Consider the following 19,415-nt stretch of genomic DNA (forward strand, 5'->3'; position numbering starts at 1 on the left):
GCCGTTATGGCGCGGTGCGGTGGATCTCTGCAACGCGTTTACGCACACCGAACCAGCCCGCGACCAGCAGGATGGCAATCAGCGGTAATGACGCGATGGTATAGGTGCCATTTGGATAGTCAAACGCCATCAATACCAGTACGCTCAGCAGGAACAGCAGCGTTAACCACGAGGTAAACGGTGCGCCCGGCAGTTTAAAGCTGACGTCTGCCGTTTTACCTTCTTTTATGGCCCGGCGCAGACGCATCTGACAGACCATGATAAATCCCCATGACGCAATAATGCCCAGTGACGCGAAGTTCAACACGATCTCAAACACCTGTGACGGCACCAGATAGTTCAGGAATACCCCGACGACATACACGACCAGCGTGGCGAGGATCCCGGCCCAGGGCACCTGTTGACGGCTCATTTTAGCCATGAATTTCGGTGCCGAACCGCCCATCGACATGGAGCGTAAAATACGCCCGGTACAGTACAACCCTGAGTTAAGGCTGGAAAGCGCCGCGGTGAGCACCACAATATTCATGATACTGCCAATGTACGGCACGCCCAGTTTGGAAAAGAAGGTCACAAACGGGCTTTGCCCCGCCTGATAGGCGTTCCAGGGCAGTAGCAGAACCAGCAGCACGACAGAACCCACATAGAACAGACCAATACGCCAGATAACGCTATTGATTGCTTTTGGCACCATCGTTTGCGGATCTTTGCACTCACCGGCGGCGGTACCCACCAGTTCAATAGAGGCAAAGGCGAAAACCACACCCTGTACCAGTACCAGCGCAGGCAACAGGCCATGCGGGAAGAAGCCGCCGTTGTCGGTAATCAGGTGAAAACCCGTGGCGTTACCATCCAGCGGCTTTCCGGTACCTAAAAAAACGGTACCTACCATCAGGAAAATCACAATTGCCAGTACCTTAACCAGCGCAAACCAAAACTCCATCTCCGCGAACCATTTCACGCCGATCATGTTCATGGTACCGACAATAGCCAGCGCGCCGAGGGCGAACACCCACTGCGGCACGTCGCCAAACGCGCCCCAGTAGTGCATATACAACGCCACCGCGGTGATATCGACAATGCCGGTCATCGCCCAGTTGATGAAGTACATCCAGCCAGCCACATAGGCGGCTTTCTCACCTAAAAATTCACGGGCGTAGGAAACGAAGCTACCGCTGGAAGGGCGATGTAAAACCAGTTCGCCGAGCGCGCGCAGTATAAAAAACGAAAAAATACCGCATACCAGATAGACCAGCGCCAAAGCCGGGCCGGCCATCTGCAGGCGTGCGCCTGCCCCTAAAAACAACCCGGTACCAATTGCGCCGCCAATGGCGATCATTTGTACCTGTCGATTGCCCATCGCTTTGTGATACCCCTCTTCGTGAGCATTCAACCAGCGTCGTTTCGCCGCATGTTGTTCCGCGGCTTGCGTGTTGTTTGTGTTCATTACGATTCCTGTTGACCTGACAAAAATACAACATCCTTTTTGCCGCACCTGCTGCGGCGAAAACAGCCTTACCCTTCATTGTGTTACGGGGGAAAACTGCCGGCCGAGCATCCTACATTCAATTGATTGGTTCCGCAAAGCCCCGGTAACAAGAATTCAGCATTTTTATGCAGCCGGTACTGGCGCGGTGTGGCCTCGATTCAGCCAGTAAAGGAGAAGGGCATTTATACCTGTAGAGGTTCTACGCCGGAACCGCCGAAACCCAGTTTAAGTCCGGCAACAAGAGTATCCAGATCGATAAGTTCATTGCTGCTCTGGAAGGTGTAATGCCCGTTCAGTAAAATGTGCTGCCAGGCCATCGGTGATATCCGGGTCAGCGCCTCGACGCCTTTGGTATTATCTTCGGCTTCCAGTCTCTCCAGCAAACGTGACAGGAACACGGAGTTGTAATAAATGATCGCATTGGAGATCAATCGCCCACACTGGGTACTGATGTCCGTTTCAGTATCATTTTTCCCTGTTAACTCTTTCTTACCGCCGACTTTGGCGACTGATGCACGTAACTGGTGATAAGATTAAACGCGATTCTGGGAGCGACGGATATTGCGTTACAACTGCGGGTCACGCAGATACTTCAGCGTGTAAATACTGCGAACCAGCCGATCGTATTCAAATATCGCCTGTCTTGTCGGGTTGGCCGTTGTATATGTACATAACTTGCGGATCAGCGTTCCCTGCCTCATTTCCTTCAGCCCCGGCGTGGCGACGATGCGATCAAGATTGCTTTTTTCGCGTGTGATAAGGTCCAGAACAATCTGCCCGCAGGCTGGATCAGGCATTTTTTATATGCTGACGAATCCTTTTATCGGACGCTTTCCCGAGAAAAGTAATGAAAAACTGGATGTAATGAAATTAGCATGGAGCGGTTATGTACAACAACAATGAAGTCATCAGTTACCTACAGGCTAACAGGATCCTTGCATTAAAGCTCGATCATGCAGTTTCTGCCGTCGGTCAGCAGGTTACAAATCAAGTTGAAACCTTGGGAAAGGGCGCTACCCGTCTGCTGTATTACACGTCCTGCTTTACCGATGAATATAATGATGTTTGCCAGCAGCAAAAAACGGAGGATCTGCGCTTCAGGAATGCTGTTATTCGCATTATCCAGCATGGTGACGTTGTCTATGAAATGCTTCGTGTCTACTTTGAAGAAGTATTCAAATACAAAACTAATGCCCAATTAGAGCATATTAAAAAAGCACTTATGGCTGTAAATGTTCATATCGCGGCCAGCACCCTTACCGGTACGGGGTACGCTTTAGCGGTCGCTACCAGCGTCCGTATCGGATTGCATCTAAGTATGCAACTCAGTGCTCTTACGGGACGTGCAGCGGGTACGACTGCGGGGGTTGTGGCCACGTACGGCTTGGTTCAGAAAGCGGCGGATAGTGCTCGTCGTCTACACGTCCAGTATCCAGCTTATTACTCTGCACTTTACATGCAACAACTGGATATGATGTATTTCCTGATTGAACCGGTATTTGAGCGCGCGGGCGCAATTGAAGCGCAATGGTCATCTGATTCCGGTATAGCACATATCATCACCCGGATGATCAGATAACCATGATTCGATCACTAAAGAAATTTCTACTGTGGCAGCTCAGGTTTTTATCATCGCTGTACGGACCTGTCATTTTTACGATTATTTTCGCATTGCTCCAGGGATATTTTTTCCCTGACAGCCCTGTCTGGCCTACAGGCGTATTCGCCATAGTTATGATTGTTATTTTCACGCGTTACTGTAAATGGTGACAGCGTTAATATCACAGTTACTTAAATCATCACTGATAAGGAAATTATATGTCTACTCCCGCTCATTTATGGCTTGAAGATGAAAATGGATCGCCGATTGTTGGCAGTTGTTTAATGCCCCTGCGTTTGGGTTCCATCGAATTAAAATCATTTTCGCACGGCGTAACCATTCCAGTAGACCCCAATTGGGGCAAACTTACAGGGACGCGCGTTCATAGCCCGATCACGATAGTGAAGGAATTTGATCAGACAACACCGCTCCTGTACCGCGCTGTCTGTGAAGGCCGAACCATGAAGAAGGCGACAATCAAGATGTACCGTATCCTGGAATCGGGCATCGAGGCGGAGTATTTCAATATCATTCTGGAAAACGTCAAGTTCACAACGGTTGCGCCATACCTGTCACCTAACGGTATGAGTAGTACTCACCTTGAAACGCTCGAGTTGCGTTATGAGGCGATTACCTGGAAGTATATGGAGGGTAATATTATCTATCGAGACTCATGGAACGATCGTTGTTGTGCCTGATGACGAGGGGCACCAAAGGAGGAAAGAAAATGGTCGACTTAACTGCTGAACAACAGCAGTTAGCGAAGATAGTTCATGATAATGGTGATGCTCAATTATTGCAGGGCTGTTATGACTATATGGATGCCTTTAAACGGGTGATGGACAGCGCTTCAAAAGTCCAGATGCCTGCAATACCCTGGATATTTCGCTTTGCAAAATGGATCGAAAGGCTGGCTCAGGGCATTGCTGATGGAGTCATTGAGGTACCGAAAGATCACTAAAAGCAACGGACCGGAAATTTCGGCGGTTCCGGCGTAGAGCCCCATGTAGAGGAGTGCGCTTATCGAGACATTCACCCAATAAGCGCCGTAACGTTATGCCGATACGCCAAAGACCTGAACGGCCTGCTGTAAGCGTGATGAACGCTGGGTCAGATCGGCGGTGGCGTCGGTGACGCGCTCCACCATCTCGGCATTATTGTGTGTCATGGTGCCAACGCGTGAAATTGAATCGTTAATCAGATCCAAAGCCTGGGTTTGCTCACGCGTGGCCAGACTAATGTCTTTGATCATCATCGACATCTGCAGTACATCCCCAATCATCCCGGTGAGATGCGTTTCCGTTTGCTCCACCATTTTGACGCCGCTATTAACATTGGCGACGTTCTTCTCAATAAGCTGTTTGATCTCTTTTGCCGCAGACGCCGAGTGTTGGGCCAGATTGCGGACTTCTGCCGCGACAACGGCGAAGCCACGCCCGGATTCCCCGGCTCGCGCGGCTTCAACCGCGGCATTGAGCGCCAGAATATTGGTCTGAAAGGCGATGCTGTCGATCACGCCAATGATGTCAACGATCTGCCCGTTGTCACGCGATATCGCCTGCATCATGGCGATAGTTTGTTTCATGATATCGCCGCCTTCTGCAGCGTTGGCGCTGGTTTTATCGGCCATGGTCATGGTATGTGCCGCCGTCTCAGCGGTTTGCTGTACCGCGCTACCAATTTCTTCAATGGCCGCAGCGGTTTGTTGCAGGTCGGCAGAGGTTTCTTCTGAACGCTGATGCAGCGCCGTACCTTCTTTTGACACCCGCTGACTGATAGCGCGAATACCGGAAATTTGCGTACTGACGTCATCGACCAGAGAATTCAGATTAAGCCCGGACTGATTAACCAGTCGCATTAGCATTCCGATCTCATCCACCCGATTTAAATGACAGTTATCAGGTTTACGTCCGGACACCACTTTCTTCATTTGCGTCAGGAGCGTATTAACTGGCTGACAAATTTGATACTTAAGGTAAATAGCCAGCGCCAGAAATAACACCAGCAAGCCACCCGACTGAATAAAGGGATTAAACGGGGCGAAGATAAATAACAAAGCGAGCAGGGCCGTCACCCCTAAAGAATAATTGACGCGCTGGCTGATATTCAGCCATTTAAACATGGAGGTCCATGCCAATAAGCCGCGACGAATGATAATCCCTTTAAAAAGTCGAAAGCTTTTAAACTGCTGACTATTCATTTTTTGGTATAAACTTTCGCTGTGAGTTATTTCATCACGCGAAGGAACGGTACGCACTGAGATGTAACCGGTGAGTTTTTCATTGTGCCAGACCGGCGTAACGTTGGCGCGAACCCAGTAATGGTCACCATTTTGGCGGCGGTTTTTCACCATACCCGTCCAGCTGTCTCCCTGCTGTAGCGTGTACCACATATCAGCGAATGCAGCGGGAGGCATGTCAGGATGGCGAATAATATTATGCGCTTCGCCCATTAATTGATCTTCGTTAAATCCGCTGGCATCGATAAAAGCAGAGTTAGCGTAGGTAATATGACTTTCTTTATCCGTCGTTGAAAGCAGCGTCGCTTTGTCGTTAAGTGCGTGCTCAATTTGTGTAACGGGCATGTTACTTTTCATAGAGGCCCCATAATGATATGTATAATCCATACAAAAATTCCCGCAATAAAATCGGGAGGAATATTAAAAAGCCGTTTTAAACCGTTTTAATAAGAAACGCTGCATTCTCTACTAATCATCATTTTTGTGGAAGTATTTAAATTAAAAAATCTCTGTGGATTATTCATTCAGGGTCATAAAACTGAAACATTTTATACAACCGCATAACGTTTTAAGTCATTTAACCTGACTTAACGTAAATCGCGTTAAAAAACGTTTTCGCAAAAAGAAAACTGGCATGAAATGATTTGGATGTTATTCCCGTGAGACCAACGACCCTATTATATTTTGTAGGCCATACATTCCGCGTGTTTTCAGTTTCGTGTTCCGACCAGTACAAGGCAATCCGAATTTTAACCCTGACAGCGTCAGGGCTGGTTATCTACTTTTTAGCTGAGCAAATGTGAATTAAATGTTTCTGCATGGTTATCTGATAATTTAATAATAATGACATGTTAACAAGCATAGGCCCGTAACATGTCATATCGCCTGAGTATTCTGGATAAAAGCCCCCTCGGGGAAGGTGAAACCGCCGCGATGGCGCTTGCCCGGACGTTGCGTCTGGCGCAGCAGGCAGAAGAGTGGGGATACCATCGTTTCTGGATCGCGGAACACCATAATACGCCACAGCTGGCCAGCCCATCACCGGAGCTGGTGATTGCCTGGATCCTCGGGCAAACCCAGCGTATTCGCGTTGGCTCCGGTGGCGTGATGCTGCAACATTACAGCCCGTACAAAGTGGCGGAAAACTTCAATCTTCTGGCCTCGCTGGCACCCGGGCGTGTCGATCTCGGCGTAGGGAAAGCCCCTGGCGGCTTACCACTGTCGACTCGGGCACTACAGCAAGGAGTGCATCAGGATGAAAAAGGCAGTTTTGCCGACCAACTTTCCCAGCTTAACGACTGGCTGACGCTGAGCGGCACGGAAAGTGGGGAAACGGTATTTCCGACGCCAATCCCACCGATACCGCCGGAAGGATTTGTCCTGGGAGCCAGTGTGCAAAGCGCACAGTTAGCAGCGCAATTTAATTGGCATTTTATCTTCGCGGCACACCTCAACGGTGACCGCGCGTTATTGCGTGACGTTTTGTCCTTCTGGCAGACCCACAGCGCACGTCCGACGATAGTTGCCGTCCAGGTGATTGTGGCTGACAGTAGCGATACCGCCGCGCAGCTTGCGGAAAACGTGCAAATCTGGGGCGTGGAGCTGGAGAATGGTCAACGTGTCACGGTAGCCAGCGAAGAGCAGGCGCTGGCATTCGCCGCGCAGGCCGGCAGTCCGCCACGCAAAATCGCGCGTCGTGAGCAGGCGTTGTTACACGGCACGGCTCAGGAGGTGATGGCAAAGCTGAATGCCCTGCATACGCAATTTGGCATTGAGGAGTTCATTATCGACACGCCAGTGGCGGAAGGTCACGCGCGTCTGACATCGCTGCGGTTGTTGGCGCAAGCCCATAACGCCGTGGAGGTGCTCTGATGACTCTGGCCTCAACGCTTATCAACTGGCGTCGTGAATTACACCAGCACCCGGAACTTTCCCTGCAAGAGGCAGCAACGACGGCGCGCATTCACGCCTGGCTGCAAGCAGCGGACGTCGAGATTTTGCCGTTCGACCTGAAAACCGGTCTGGTCGCGGAAATCGGGCAGGGAGAAGATGTCATCGCGCTGCGAGCGGATATCGATGCGCTACCGATAGAAGAAAGCGCCGATGTGCCGTTTCGCTCCCTCACACCGGGAGTGATGCATGCCTGCGGACATGACGTTCACACCAGCGTCATGCTGGGCGCCGCGCTGCTGCTTAAACAACAGGAAACACACTTACCGGGGCGAGTACGTATTTTGTTTCAGCCCGCTGAAGAGAGTTTCGGTGGCGCAAAAACGCTGATCCGCGCCGGTGCGCTGCACAACGTTGCGGCTATTTTTGGCATGCACAATGAGCCAGGTTTACCAGTGGGGGAATTTGCCACACGCGGCGGCGCGTTCTATGCCAACGTCGATCGCTTCGTGCTGCGTATTAATGGCAAGGGCGCACATGCGGCGCGTCCGCATGAAGGCAGAGATGCCATCCTGCTCGCCAGCCAACTGGTCACGGTGTTGCAAAGCGTTGCCAGTCGAGACGTTAACACACTGGATTCAGTGGTGCTTAGCGTGACCCGTATTCAGGGAGGAAATACATGGAATGTGTTGCCAGAATCCGTTGAGCTGGAAGGGACGCTCAGAACGCACCGGACTTCGGTGCAACAGCAGGTTAAAGCACGGGTTAATGACATCGCCGCCGGTTTTGCCCACGCCTTTGGCGCACAAATCGACGTTATCTGGCATGCAGGGCCGACCGCGTTGGTAAACGATGCACGTTGGGCCGATATCGCCACCGCCGTGGCGAAACAATCAGGCTACACCACCCATCATGCCGACCTGCATATGGGCGGCGAGGATTTTGCCGTCTATCTGCAAAATACGCCTGGCGCATTTGTCAGTATTGGCAGCGCCAGTGAATACGGATTACATCACCCGGGCTTTAATCCGGACGAACGTTTAATTGAACCTGCCGCGCATTACTTTGCACAACTAGCAAAAACGGCATTCGCACATCTTTAAGTTTACCTGTTGGGTAGGGGTTATTATGGCTGAAAATCGGCAACTACGGCTCGGCACTATTCTGCATGGCGCAGCGGGAAATATGTCCGCATGGCGTCATCCGGCGGCACAGGCCGATGCCAGTATTAATTTTGATTTTGTCAAAGAGACGGCGCTTATTGCGGAAAAAGGGAAGCTGGATTTTATTTTTGTCGCCGATGGTCTGTATATTAATGAAAAATCAATTCCACACTTTTTAAATCGCTTTGAGCCGCTGACGGTATTATCTGCTTTGGCCAGCATTACCCAAAATCTGGGATTGGTTGGCACGGTATCCACGTCATACAGCGAGCCGTTTACTACCGCACGGCAGTTCGCCAGCCTTGATCATCTCAGCCAGGGGCGAGCCGGATGGAACGTGGTCACATCACCTCTGGAGGGTTCGGCAAAAAACTATTCCCGTGCCCAGCATCCAGAACATGCCTTGCGTTATCGTATCGCCGATGAATATTTACAGGTGGTGAAAGGACTGTGGGATTCCTGGGAAGATGATGCTTTTACCCGTAATAAGGCAAGCGGAGAATTTTTTAATCCGCAAAAACTGCACACGCTTAACCATCATGGAGATTATTTTCAGGTCGCAGGGCCGTTAAATATTGGGCGCACGCCACAAGGCCGTCCGATTATATTCCAGGCGGGCGCTTCACAGGATGGTAAGAAATTAGCGGCGCAGCATGCCGATGCTATTTTTACCCATCAGGAGTCGCTGGCGGAGGCCAAAGAGTTCTATCAGGATGTAAAAAGCCAGTTGGCCTACGCCGGGCGACATCCCGAACAACTGCATATATTCCAGGGCGTCAGCGTGATTGTTGGCGACAGCGCAGAGGATGTTGAGCAGCAGTATCAGACTACCGCTGCGCTGGTCTCTATTACCGACGCGCTGAACTACCTGGGCCGCTATTTTGAACATCATGATTTCGCCCAATATCCACTGGACGCACCGTTCCCGGATTTGGGTTCCCTTGGACAAAACAGCTTTCGCAGTACGACTGATGAGATCAAACGCAACGCGCGTGAGCGTGGCTTAACGCTACGCCAGGTTGCTCTGGAAGCGGCCAGTCCACGCCCACGTTTCAGCGGTACGCCGCAACAGGTTGCCGATGGTCTTCAGCAGTGGTTCGACGAAAAAGCCGCAGATGGTTTTATCATCCAGGGGGGAACGCCAGATACCTTCCCGCGTTTTGTCGAACAGGTTGTCCCCGTGCTTCAGGCGCGTGGCCTGTTCCGCCATGAATATCCCGGTACGACCCTGCGCGCAAGCCTGGGACTCGCGACACCTGCAAACCAATTCACACAATAAGAGAAAAACGCTATGCAGAAAAAATCAGTCTTCCTCGCGCTGTCACTGGCTTTCAGCGCTAACGTCTGGGCAAATGATGTGACTATTAACGGTACGGGCGTAAGCCTGGAAGCCAATAAAACGCCAATCAATACGGCAAAAAATCCGCAGGCGATTGCGCAGTTGCCCGCGAATCTGCACCTGGCCGTACCGGGTAAATTCACCGTGGCGATTGCCGGGTTAAGCCAGCCGCCGCTGACCGTCTTTGCCGATGACAATAAGACACTGATCGGCAGCGAGGCGGACATCGCTCGTCTGGTGGCTGACAGTCTGGGGCTGGAACTCAACGTCGTGCCCACGTCATGGGAAGACTGGCCGCTGGGCGTCACGTCCGGCAAATATGATGCCGCGATCAGCAATATTACCGTCACCAAAGCCCGCAAAGAGAAATTCGATTTCGCGACGTATCGTAGGGACTCCCTTGGCTTCTATGTCAAAACCGGCAGTAAGCTGAAGAAAATCGAGCAGGCAGAAGATATCGCCGGTCTGCGCATCATCGTCGGTTCGGGGACAAATCAGGAAGCCATCCTGCTCGCCTGGAACGATGAGAACGTGAAGAAAGGGTTGCAGCCGTTTACGCCGGTGTATACCAAAGATGATGCCGCGCAAACCCTGGCTCTGCAGTCAGGCCGCGCCGATGCTTACTTCGGTCCTAACGTTATCGGCGCGTGGAAAGCTGCACTCAACGGTAAAACGCAACGGGTGGGCAGCGTTGATGGCGGTTGGCCAAAAGCGGCACACATCGCTGTGACGCTGAAAAAGGACAGCGGTCTGGTTCTGCCGGTACAAACCGCCCTCAACGGCGTAATTGGCAACGGCGACTATGACAAGGTGCTGAACCGCTGGGGAGAAGGGGTGGAGCGTATTCCGCAATCTGAAATCAACCCGGCCGGTTTAGGCGACTAAGGAGGTCATCGTGAGCGATCAATTTCGCGTGGTCTCACCTGAAGCCAGCGAGCTGCAGCCAATTTTGAACGGTCTGTTCGGTGAATATGCCGCCCGCTATGGCGATTATTTTTCTCGCGACGCTGAAGTGGAGCTGACCGAATGGTATCTGGCACCGCAGGGACTTTTCGTGGTACTGGAGCGCAGCGGCGAGATTATCGCCACCGGGGCCTACAAACCTTACGACAAAGACACCGCCGAGATTAAGCGCATCTGGACGAAAAGCAGCCTGCGCCAGCAGGGGCTGGCGGCGCGCGTGGTGCAGGAGCTGGAACGCAGGGCGCTGCTGGCGGGCTACAGCCGGATTTATCTGACCACGGGATTTCGCCAGCCGGAGGCCGTGCGACTTTATTTAAGCCAAGGCTACGATCCGCAATTTGATACAGCGCGCGATCCCGAAGAGTACAGCCTGCCACCGTTTGATGGCCGGCTGCGCTTTACCAAACTGTTGACCATCGCCGGTCAGGCCAGAATAGCCTGAGGAGAGAAGATGAAAACGACGGAGAGTATTAAAGTCGTACCGGCGCGCTATCCGATGCGCACCGCAGGAGCAGTCATTGCCTTGTTTGTCCTGGCGGTGATTATCCAGTCCGTGGCGTTTAATCCGCGCTGGGAATGGGGCGTGTTTGCCCGTTGGTTCTTTGATCCAGTTATCTTGTCCGGCCTTGGGCAAACTCTGCTACTGACGCTTATCGGTACGCTGTTAAGTATTATCATCGGTGGTCTGCTGGCGCTGGCACGGCTTTCATCTTCCTGGCTACTGAACGGTCTGGCATGGGGATACATCTGGCTGTTTCGTTCGTTACCGCTGATTGTGGTGCTCATCGTTTTGTACAACTTCTCCTATTTGTACGACACGCTGGCGATTGGTATTCCGTTTACTCCCATTCAATGGGGCAGTTTTGAGACCATCAATGTGCTCGGCCAGTTTTCCACCGCGGTGGTTGGCCTGACGCTGGTGCAAAGCGCCTATACCGCTGAAATTATTCGTGGTGGATTTTTAGGGGTTGACCACGGCCAGTACGAGGCAGCGGCAGCGCTGGGCTTACCCGCATGGCGACGTACGCTGCGAATTATTCTGCCGCAGGCGCTGCGCACCATTTTGCCTGCTGGCTTCAATGAAATCATCAGTCTGGCGAAAGGGACGGCGATGGTATACGTGCTGGCAATGCCAGAGCTGTTCTACACCATCCAGATGATCTACAACCGCACGCAGGAAGTGATCCCGCTGTTGATGGTGGGTGCGGTGTGGTATCTGGTGATCACCAGCGTCCTGTCGTTAATTCAGCACCTGGTGGAACGCGCGCTGGCCCGCAGCGAGCGACGTTCAGCAATCAATACCGCCCGGGTGAGTCGTGCAGAAAAACGCAACCGTCAACGTCCGCAGCAGGAGGCCGTCCATGTCCCACTCGCCTGAAGGCCATATTTCCATTACCGGCGTCAGCAAATACTTCGGTCGCCACAAAGCGCTGGATAATGTGTCGCTAGAGATCCCTCCCGGAACGGTAACGGTTATTCTTGGCCCGTCCGGTTCAGGAAAATCCACACTCTTGCGGACGATCAACCATCTGGAGCGCGTCGATGAAGGGTTTATTCAAATCGATGGCGATTACATTGGTTATCGTCGGCAGGGAGACAAGCTGTATGAGTTGAAAGAGGCGGAAATTTTGCGCCAGCGCGTTAACGTCGGCTATGTGTTCCAGAATTTTAATCTGTTTCCGCACTTAACAGTGCTGGAGAATTTGATTGAAGCGCCCATTGCGCACGGTCTGGCATCGCGTAAAGCCGCCACCGAGCGGGCATTAACTCTGCTTGATGCCGTTGGCCTGCGTAATAAAGCCGATGCCTGGTCGCGTCATCTCTCCGGCGGTCAGCAGCAGCGTATCGCTATTGCCCGTGCGCTGGCGCTAAATCCACGCGTTATGCTGTTTGATGAACCCACTTCAGCGCTGGATCCTGAACTGGTAGGCGAAGTTCTGGATGTCATCAAAGCACTGGCGCAGTCGGGAACCACGCTGGTTGTGGTCACGCACGAGATTGGGTTCGCCCGGGAAGTGGCGGATCAGGTGGTGTTTATGGTCGATGGCAAAATTGTCGAACAGGGCAGCAGCGAGCAGGTGCTGAATCATCCACGCCACACGCGCACCCAGCAGTTCTTGTCGAAAGTGCTGTGAACTTCAAGGGAAAGATAGGCTGGTCTGCATAGACTGACGAATGCTGCTCTACACTTAGGGTTTTAACTTTGGGGGTTGCAGCATGATTAAGGTCTATGGGGTGCCGGGCTGGGGATCGGCCATCAGTGAAGTGATGCTCACACTGGCGGAGATCCCTTACAGCTTTATTGATGTTGATGGTTTTGACCGCGACGGGCCTTCGCGGGAGTTGCTTAAAAAAATGAATCCGCTGTGCCAGGTGCCCACACTGATACTGGAAAATGGTAACGTGATGACGGAAACGGCGGCCATCGCCCTGATGATCCTCGATCGTTGTCCTGAACTTGCGCCACCCGTTGGGCACGCTGAGCGCCAGCAGTTTCAGCGTCTGTTGATATGGCTGGTGGCAAATGTCTATCCAACGTTTACCTATGCCGATTATCCACAACGCTGGGTACCAGACGCCGCGGCGCAGTTGAAAAAGAACTGTATTGAGTACCGCAAATCGCTTTATATGTGGCTGAACGACCAGCTAAGCGCTGAGCCGTACGCGTTCGGCGATCAGCTAACACTGCTGGACGTTTATATTGCCGTTATGCGCACCTGGGGGCCGGGGCATGACTGGTTTCAGGACAACACGCCCAATATCAGCGCTATCGCTGACGCGGTTTGCCAGCACCCGCGACTGCGTACTGTACTGAAAAATAATAAGATTATTTGAATAAAAAAACGCTGTTCCGCAGGAGTGCAAATCCCGGAACAGCGGGCGAACTATCGCCATAAGCTTACATTACGCGACGGACGGGCTCAGCGTAATACGATCCAGCGGCCCCACGATAAACAGATAAGAAATCAGGCCAATCAGCCCCATCGAACCGACGTACAGAATGGCGTAATCGAATGACTGGGTATTCGCCAGAATGACGCCGATCACCAGCGGCGTGATAATACTCGCCATATTGCCGCACATATTGAATACGCCGCCAGCAATGCCGAGCACTTCTTTTGGGGAAGTATCGCTAAGTACGCACCATCCCAGATTGCCAAAGCCTTTAGCGAAAAATGCCAGACTCATCGCCGCGATAACCACAAATTCTGACGAGGTGTAGTTAGCGATAACGATGACACAGGAAAGTAACATTCCGCAGATAACGGGTAGCTTACGAGCAACCGTCAGGCTGTAGCCGCGCTTTAATAGCCAGTCTGAAAAAACGCCCCCTAACAATCCACCGATAAACCCGGCAATGGCAGGAATACTGGCGACAAACCCCACTTTAAGGATCGACATTCCTTTAGCCTGATACAGATAGGTAGGAAACCAGGTCAGGAAGAACCAGGTGATTGACGTCACGCAGAACTGCCCGATGTAAACGCCAATCATCATGCGGTTGACGCAGACGCTTTTTATTTGCGCAAAGGTAATCTTCTGTGGCTCTTTTTTATTTCCCAGCGACGGTTCGCCACCGCCTTCCCGGATATAGTCAATTTCCTGCTGGTTTACCTTCGGATGATGCATAGGATCTCTGACTTTTACCAGCCAGAAGATGCCAAGAATAACGCCAATCGCCCCGATATAATAAAAAACAAAGTGCCAGCTGAGATTATGCAAAATAATCGTCATTAACGGTGTAATTACCCCTAACGAGATATATTGCGCGGCCTGGTAAACTGAGGTGACAAAGCCTCGTTCATTATTAGGAAACCACTGTACGCTTAATCGGCTGTTGGCAGGAAAGGCCGGAGCCTCAATGGCACCCATCAGTAAACGTAAGATAATCAATACCACAAGTGGACTGGCGTACAAATAAATGGTGCCCTGAAACATGGTCACCAGTGACCAGCCAATCAGGGCGCAGCCGTATACCAGACGAGAACCGTAGCGATCAAGTAGCCAGCCTCCAGGCAATTGCATAATGACATAAGAAATACCGAAGGCAGAAAAGGCCAGCCCCATTGCTTCAGGATCAAAACCTAATTCTTTGCTCATAATCGGAGCTACGACAGATAACGTCGCGCGATCGGCGTAATTAAATACGGTGGCAAGAAATAGAAATATCAAAATACCGTAACGCACTTTTGTGCGCTTTATTATTGTGTTCATCACCCACTCCTTTCATAAGGTTGAGAGCGTTTCTGTAGGGAAGAGGGCGGGTATTACTTACCCGCCAAATAAATTAAGGACGTTTACCAAACTCGCAGGTTAATTGCGTCCAGCGGCGTGTCTGCTCGCTGATGCTGAACCCCAGGCCGTGACGGTCGGAAACCCACATCCGCCCATCGCGCAGCTCAAGCTGTTCATTAAATAACGGGTTCAGCCATTCGAAATGTTCCAACCATGGCTCAAGCGGGTAAGCGGCGGACAGATGCAGGTGAACTTCCATGGCAAAGTGCGGAGCCAGTTTGCGACCGTGTTTCGCCGCCAGGTCCATAATTTTCAGAAACGGTGAAATTCCCCCCACACGCGGTGCATCGGGCTGCACAAAATCACTGGCATTACCGAGGATCAGCTGTTCATGTTCGCGGAAACTGGTCAGCATTTCACCGGTAGCAATCGGGGTATCAAGCGCGGTGGCCAGTTGGGCGTGGCCTTCCACATCGTAGGCATCCAGCGGCTCTTCAATCCAGATCAGATTGAACTGCTCCATTTTTCGTCCCATACGAATGGCGGTTTCTCGATCCCACTGCTGATTGGCATCGACCATCAGCGGGAAGTCATCGCCCAGCGCTTCACGCACCGCGGTTAAGCGGCGAATATCCTCGGCGCAGTTTGGCTGACCAACCTTGAGTTTGATGCCGCCAATGCCGTTTTCACGGGAAATAACGACGTTTTTGAGCACCTGATCCAGCGGCGTATGCAGGAATCCGCCGGAGGTGTTGTAACACTGCACGGAGTCCCGGTGTGCACCCAATAGTTTTGCCAGCGGCAACCCTGCACGCTTGGCCTTCATATCCCACAAGGCGATATCGATAGGGGAGATAGCCTGAACCGCCATGCCGCTGCGCCCTACGGAAGCTCCAGCCCACAGTAGCTTGGTGTAGATCTTGTCGATATCGTTTGGATCTTCGCCTAACAGGTTATCGGCAATTTCTTTGGCATGAGCATAGATTCCCTGGCCGCCAGCCCGTTTGGAGTAACTAAATCCAACGCCTTCAAACCCGTCGCGACTGCGGATCTCCGCGATAATAATGGCGACTTCGGTTAGGGGTTTCTGGCGACCGGTCAGCACTTTGGCATCGCTCACGGGTGTTGCCAGGGGAAGGAAAGCCAGGGACAGCTTAACCCACTCGATACGGTCGCCGGTTTCAGCCGCGGTTTTTGCATTGGCTGATTTGGCATACGTTACGGCATCGGAATTCGCACTTAATGACATTTTAATCTCTCCTGGTGATAACAAATGATTGCGCTAACATTTTTAGTGTTAGGGCAATCATTGCGCCAGCGAATTGAATGCGTTTTGAACAATCGCTCACAAATACTGAGACAAAAGGGCAGTAACTTGTAAACAGCATCACATTCCAATACTTTATGGGTAAATGCACAAGTCATTATGATGGCGCTATCATTTCAGATGACGCTAATTAACTAAGCTGCTGTTTTCTCAGCGTTATCGTAGAGGGGCGCTGGCAATAGCCGAAATCATGATGAATAATGCCAGGATAAATCAGCGATTTTTGACAAGGGCATCGACAGTGAAAAATCCCAGACCTCCGCGCGCACCCACGCTGGAAGATGTTGCCCGTACCGCGGGATTGTCGCCCATGACGGTGAGCAGGGCGTTGAATACCCCGCAACTGGTGCGTCCGAGAACAGTAGAAAAAGTGATGCAGGCGGTACGCGCCACTGGCTATATTCCCAACGCACTGGCCGGGGGGCTGGCGTCGCGTCGCAGTAAGCTTATTGCTGTGGTTGTCCCACAAATTAACAACAATATGTTTGTCGATACCATCCAGTCATTAAGCGATGAACTGGCTGAACGCGGATACCACATCTTGCTCTGCGTGTCGGGTTATACGCCGCAAACAGAGGCTGAGCTGGTGGCGACGCTGCTTTCTCGTCGCCCGGATGGTGTAGTGCTCACCGGTATCCATCATACCGCCGAGCTGAAAAAGGTGATTCTAAATGCGGCCATCCCGGTCGTGGAAATATGGGATTTAACGCCAACGCCCATCGATATGCTGGTGGGGTTTTCGCATGAAAAAGTCGGGCAGGCGGTAGCAGACTATTTGCAGGAAAAAGGGTATCGCCGTCCTGGTTTGCTATGGACCGCCGATCGCCGGGCAGGCCAGCGTAAACAAGGACTGTGCGATGCGCTGAGCCGTCATGGTATTGCGGCTGGTGCACAGGTGGATGTCCCGCTTCCTGCCTCTCTGGCATTGGGGCGTAGCGGGTTGGCACAGCTATTGGCTGAACGCGCGTTTGATGTCATCGTCTGTAGCTCAGATACGTTAGCCCAGGGGGCGATCATGGAAGCTGAAAGCCGTGGTCTACGCGTGCCGCAGGAATTAGCGGTAATCGGTTTTGGCGATCTCGACTTTGCCGCCAGTAACCGACCTGCCATCACCACCGTCAGCGTCGACAGACGGGCTATTGGACAACGCGCCGCCTCTCTGCTTGCCGATCGTATCGAACAAATTCCGCGTGAAGACGATATTATTGATGTTGGATTTCACCTGGTAGAACGAGAATCCGCATAAGTTACCTGCATCCCAAAACAATAAGGAATCTGCTATGCCGCACGTCGATATCAAATGTTTTCCTCGCGATCTTAACGACGAACAAAAATCCGCGCTGGCGGCAGATATTACCGACGTCATTATTCGTCATTTGCAAAGCAAAGACAGTTCAGTGAGTGTGGCGCTTAATGAAATTGAGCCCGAGGCGTGGCAGGGCGTGTGGGATGCGGAGATTGCGCCGCAGATGGCCAGGTTGATTAAAAAACCCGGCTACAGCATGTAAGAAAAAACGGGCGGATTTTCCGCCCGTTTTGTCGTGCCATTATTCAGCTGCTGTTATGAGTTTTCCGCTGGAGACAAACGTTCCGGCCCCAAGGTGATGCAGGGTATTGAGCTTGCCATCATCAAACTGCCAGCGTCCTTCCACGAAGGCTCGCTCATCAGCGGCAGCCGAGACCACTTCACCAAACAGCGTGTCATATTTTTCCTGTGCCGCAGTGGCAGGCAACAGGCGACACTCCATCCAGGCCAGACATTTTGCTTCAATCAGCGGTAAACCCAGTACCGGTCCCTGCACCACGGGAATGCCGTAGCAGTTGAATTTATCTTCCACACGACCGGAAACGCTGCCTACGGCCCAGGTCCAGTTGGCGGCGGCAACGCCCGGAATAACGATGCCGAATTTGCCGCTACGTTCAATGAGCTCACGTGACCAGGCGGTCTTGTCGACAACAATCGCGATCCGCGGTGGTTCAAACTCCACGGGCATTGACCACGCGGCAGCCATCACATTTCGCCGCTCGGTATGCTCATCCCGGCTGGTGATTAATATCGTTGGGCCGTGATTTAGCAACCGACTGGCATGTTTTAATTCGATCGGACGAAAATGGCTCATGGATGCTCCTTGGCTGAGAGATAACACACCACAATAAACATAGATATTAACGGTATTAGCGATTTTGTCGCCTCGTCTGGAGGAACAACGCACAAAATCGACGGCGCAAAATTAAAAATGCGCTATAAGTACTGCATTAATTGAACAGGAACTCCGTATGACGCCTTTTTTAACCGCTTATTTTGCCCGTATTGGCTGGTCAGATTTGGCCAGGGTCAACATTGAAACCTTACGGGCGCTGCATTTACTGCACAACGCCGCCATACCTTTTGAAAACCTGGATGTATTGCTTCCAAGAGAGATGCAGCTTGACGATTTGTCTTTGGAGGAGAAGCTGGTGACGGCGCGTCGCGGCGGCTATTGTTTTGAACAGAACGGAGTATTTGAGCGGGCGCTACGCGAAATCGGTTTTACCGTACGCAGTCTGCTCGGACGTGTGGTACTGGCGAACCCGTCAAGCCTGCCACCACGCACGCATCGTCTGTTGCTGGTTGAGTTGCAGGGAGAGCAGTGGATCGCCGACGTTGGCTTCGGCGGGCAAACGCTGACGGCGCCGATTCGTCTGCAGGCGAACATTGAGCAGAAGACACCACACGGCGAATATCGGCTGATTCAGGAAGGTGAAGACTGGATCCTACAGTTCTGTCATCACGAACACTGGCAATCAATGTACCGTTTCGACCTGGTCGTACAGCATCAGAGCGATTATCTGATAGGCAACTTCTGGTCCGCTCACTGGCCGCAATCACATTTTCGCCATCATTTGCTGATGTGTCGTCATCTGCCCGACGGCGGGAAATTAACGTTAACCAATTTTCATTTCACCCATTATCAGGATGGACACGCGGTAGAACAGATTAATCTGCCTGACGTTCCCAGTCTGTATGCCTTGTTGCAGGAGCGGTTTGGCCTGGGCGTGGATGACGTGAAGCATGGGTTTACCCAGGATGAGCTGGCGACGGTAATGGCGGCGTTTGATACGCATCCGGACGCGGGGAAATAGGGGCATCGGGATTAGTGCCGGATTGGCGTAATCGCCTTATCCGGCC

General features: G+C 52.1%; 17 protein-coding genes and 2 pseudogenes. 13 read left to right on the forward strand and 6 right to left on the reverse strand.

Going from position 1 to position 19,415, the window contains the following annotated elements:
* Positions 1-4: 4 nt before the first annotated feature.
* Both ansP and O6D90_RS11505 read right to left on the reverse strand, forming a co-directional pair.
* A complete protein-coding gene (gene ansP / locus O6D90_RS11500; RefSeq protein WP_016156567.1) occupies positions 5-1,447 on the reverse strand; it encodes an L-asparagine permease in 1,443 nt (480 codons plus the stop codon).
* A 224-nt stretch (positions 1,448-1,671) separates the two neighbouring features.
* Positions 1,672-2,306 (reverse strand): annotated as a pseudogene (locus O6D90_RS11505) (Tn3 family transposase); the annotation flags it as partial.
* Positions 2,307-2,375: 69 nt separating this feature from the next.
* Here O6D90_RS11505 and O6D90_RS11510 point away from each other — a divergent pair.
* The 3 genes from O6D90_RS11510 to O6D90_RS11520 all read left to right on the forward strand — a co-directional run bounded on the left by O6D90_RS11510 (position 2,376) and on the right by O6D90_RS11520 (position 4,050).
* Entirely contained in the window at positions 2,376-3,068 is a 693-nt protein-coding gene (locus O6D90_RS11510; RefSeq protein ID WP_016156564.1) for a hypothetical protein, read from the forward strand.
* A 239-nt stretch (positions 3,069-3,307) separates the two neighbouring features.
* A complete protein-coding gene (locus O6D90_RS11515) occupies positions 3,308-3,787 on the forward strand; it encodes an Hcp family type VI secretion system effector (RefSeq protein ID WP_016156563.1) in 480 nt (159 codons plus the stop codon).
* Positions 3,788-3,816: 29 nt separating this feature from the next.
* Positions 3,817-4,050 carry a hypothetical protein gene (locus tag O6D90_RS11520; protein ID WP_016156562.1) on the forward strand — a complete coding sequence of 78 codons (234 nt, stop codon included), beginning with the start codon at positions 3,817-3,819 and terminating at the stop codon, positions 4,048-4,050.
* 93 nt (positions 4,051-4,143) lie between these two features.
* On the opposite strand, the gene O6D90_RS11525 is transcribed toward O6D90_RS11520, so the two are convergent.
* Positions 4,144-5,685 carry a methyl-accepting chemotaxis protein gene (locus O6D90_RS11525; RefSeq protein WP_032931561.1) on the reverse strand — a complete coding sequence of 514 codons (1,542 nt, stop codon included), beginning with the start codon at positions 5,683-5,685 and terminating at the stop codon, positions 4,144-4,146.
* 516 nt (positions 5,686-6,201) lie between these two features.
* Between O6D90_RS11525 and O6D90_RS11530 the strand changes: the two genes are divergently transcribed.
* The 7 genes and pseudogenes from O6D90_RS11530 to O6D90_RS11560 all read left to right on the forward strand — a co-directional run bounded on the left by O6D90_RS11530 (position 6,202) and on the right by O6D90_RS11560 (position 13,518).
* Positions 6,202-7,200 (forward strand): MsnO8 family LLM class oxidoreductase, encoded by a 999-nt coding sequence (locus O6D90_RS11530; RefSeq protein WP_016156560.1) that lies wholly within the window; start codon positions 6,202-6,204, stop codon positions 7,198-7,200.
* A complete protein-coding gene (locus O6D90_RS11535; protein WP_016156559.1) occupies positions 7,200-8,321 on the forward strand; it encodes an amidohydrolase in 1,122 nt (373 codons plus the stop codon). Before O6D90_RS11530 ends, O6D90_RS11535 begins: the two co-directional genes overlap by 1 nt.
* Positions 8,322-8,346: 25 nt before the next feature.
* Positions 8,347-10,605, forward strand: a pseudogene (locus tag O6D90_RS11540) (NtaA/DmoA family FMN-dependent monooxygenase).
* Between the two features lie 10 nt (positions 10,606-10,615).
* A complete protein-coding gene (locus O6D90_RS11545) occupies positions 10,616-11,125 on the forward strand; it encodes a GNAT family N-acetyltransferase (protein ID WP_016153131.1) in 510 nt (169 codons plus the stop codon).
* Positions 11,126-11,134: 9 nt separating this feature from the next.
* Entirely contained in the window at positions 11,135-12,061 is a 927-nt protein-coding gene (locus tag O6D90_RS11550; protein ID WP_016153130.1) for an amino acid ABC transporter permease, read from the forward strand.
* The gene (locus O6D90_RS11555) at positions 12,045-12,818 is read left to right on the forward strand and encodes an amino acid ABC transporter ATP-binding protein (protein ID WP_016153129.1); all 774 of its coding nucleotides are present in this window, start codon (positions 12,045-12,047) and stop codon (positions 12,816-12,818) included. The genes O6D90_RS11550 and O6D90_RS11555 overlap by 17 nt, the downstream gene beginning before the upstream one ends.
* 82 nt (positions 12,819-12,900) lie before the next feature.
* Positions 12,901-13,518, forward strand: a complete 618-nt coding sequence (locus O6D90_RS11560) for a glutathione S-transferase family protein (RefSeq protein WP_016153128.1) — start codon at positions 12,901-12,903, stop codon at positions 13,516-13,518.
* 69 nt (positions 13,519-13,587) lie between these two features.
* On the opposite strand, the gene O6D90_RS11565 is transcribed toward O6D90_RS11560, so the two are convergent.
* Both O6D90_RS11565 and O6D90_RS11570 read right to left on the reverse strand, forming a co-directional pair.
* The gene (locus O6D90_RS11565; RefSeq protein ID WP_016156557.1) at positions 13,588-14,898 is read right to left on the reverse strand and encodes an MFS transporter; all 1,311 of its coding nucleotides are present in this window, start codon (positions 14,896-14,898) and stop codon (positions 13,588-13,590) included.
* Positions 14,899-14,971: 73 nt separating this feature from the next.
* Positions 14,972-16,168 (reverse strand): L-talarate/galactarate dehydratase, encoded by a 1,197-nt coding sequence (locus O6D90_RS11570; RefSeq protein ID WP_016156556.1) that lies wholly within the window; start codon positions 16,166-16,168, stop codon positions 14,972-14,974.
* Between the two features lie 271 nt (positions 16,169-16,439).
* On the opposite strand from O6D90_RS11570, the gene O6D90_RS11575 reads away from it, so the two are divergent.
* Both O6D90_RS11575 and pptA read left to right on the forward strand, forming a co-directional pair.
* Entirely contained in the window at positions 16,440-17,492 is a 1,053-nt protein-coding gene (locus tag O6D90_RS11575; RefSeq protein WP_369707201.1) for a LacI family DNA-binding transcriptional regulator, read from the forward strand.
* Between the two features lie 34 nt (positions 17,493-17,526).
* Positions 17,527-17,754: a tautomerase PptA gene (gene pptA / locus O6D90_RS11580; RefSeq protein WP_016156554.1), complete on the forward strand. Its 228-nt coding sequence runs from the start codon at positions 17,527-17,529 to the stop codon at positions 17,752-17,754.
* Positions 17,755-17,793: 39 nt separating this feature from the next.
* Here the strand turns inward: pptA and O6D90_RS11585 are convergent, their stop codons facing one another.
* A complete protein-coding gene (locus O6D90_RS11585; RefSeq protein ID WP_016156553.1) occupies positions 17,794-18,366 on the reverse strand; it encodes a flavin reductase family protein in 573 nt (190 codons plus the stop codon).
* Positions 18,367-18,523: 157 nt separating this feature from the next.
* On the opposite strand from O6D90_RS11585, the gene nhoA reads away from it, so the two are divergent.
* Positions 18,524-19,369, forward strand: coding sequence for an N-hydroxyarylamine O-acetyltransferase (gene nhoA / locus O6D90_RS11590; RefSeq protein WP_016156552.1), 846 nt, complete (start codon positions 18,524-18,526; stop codon positions 19,367-19,369).
* Positions 19,370-19,415: the final 46 nt, after the last annotated feature.

Source organism: Citrobacter sp. 21OH12SH02A-Citro (genome assembly GCF_027919895.1).
Classification (GTDB): Bacteria; Pseudomonadota; Gammaproteobacteria; order Enterobacterales; family Enterobacteriaceae; genus Citrobacter; species Citrobacter braakii.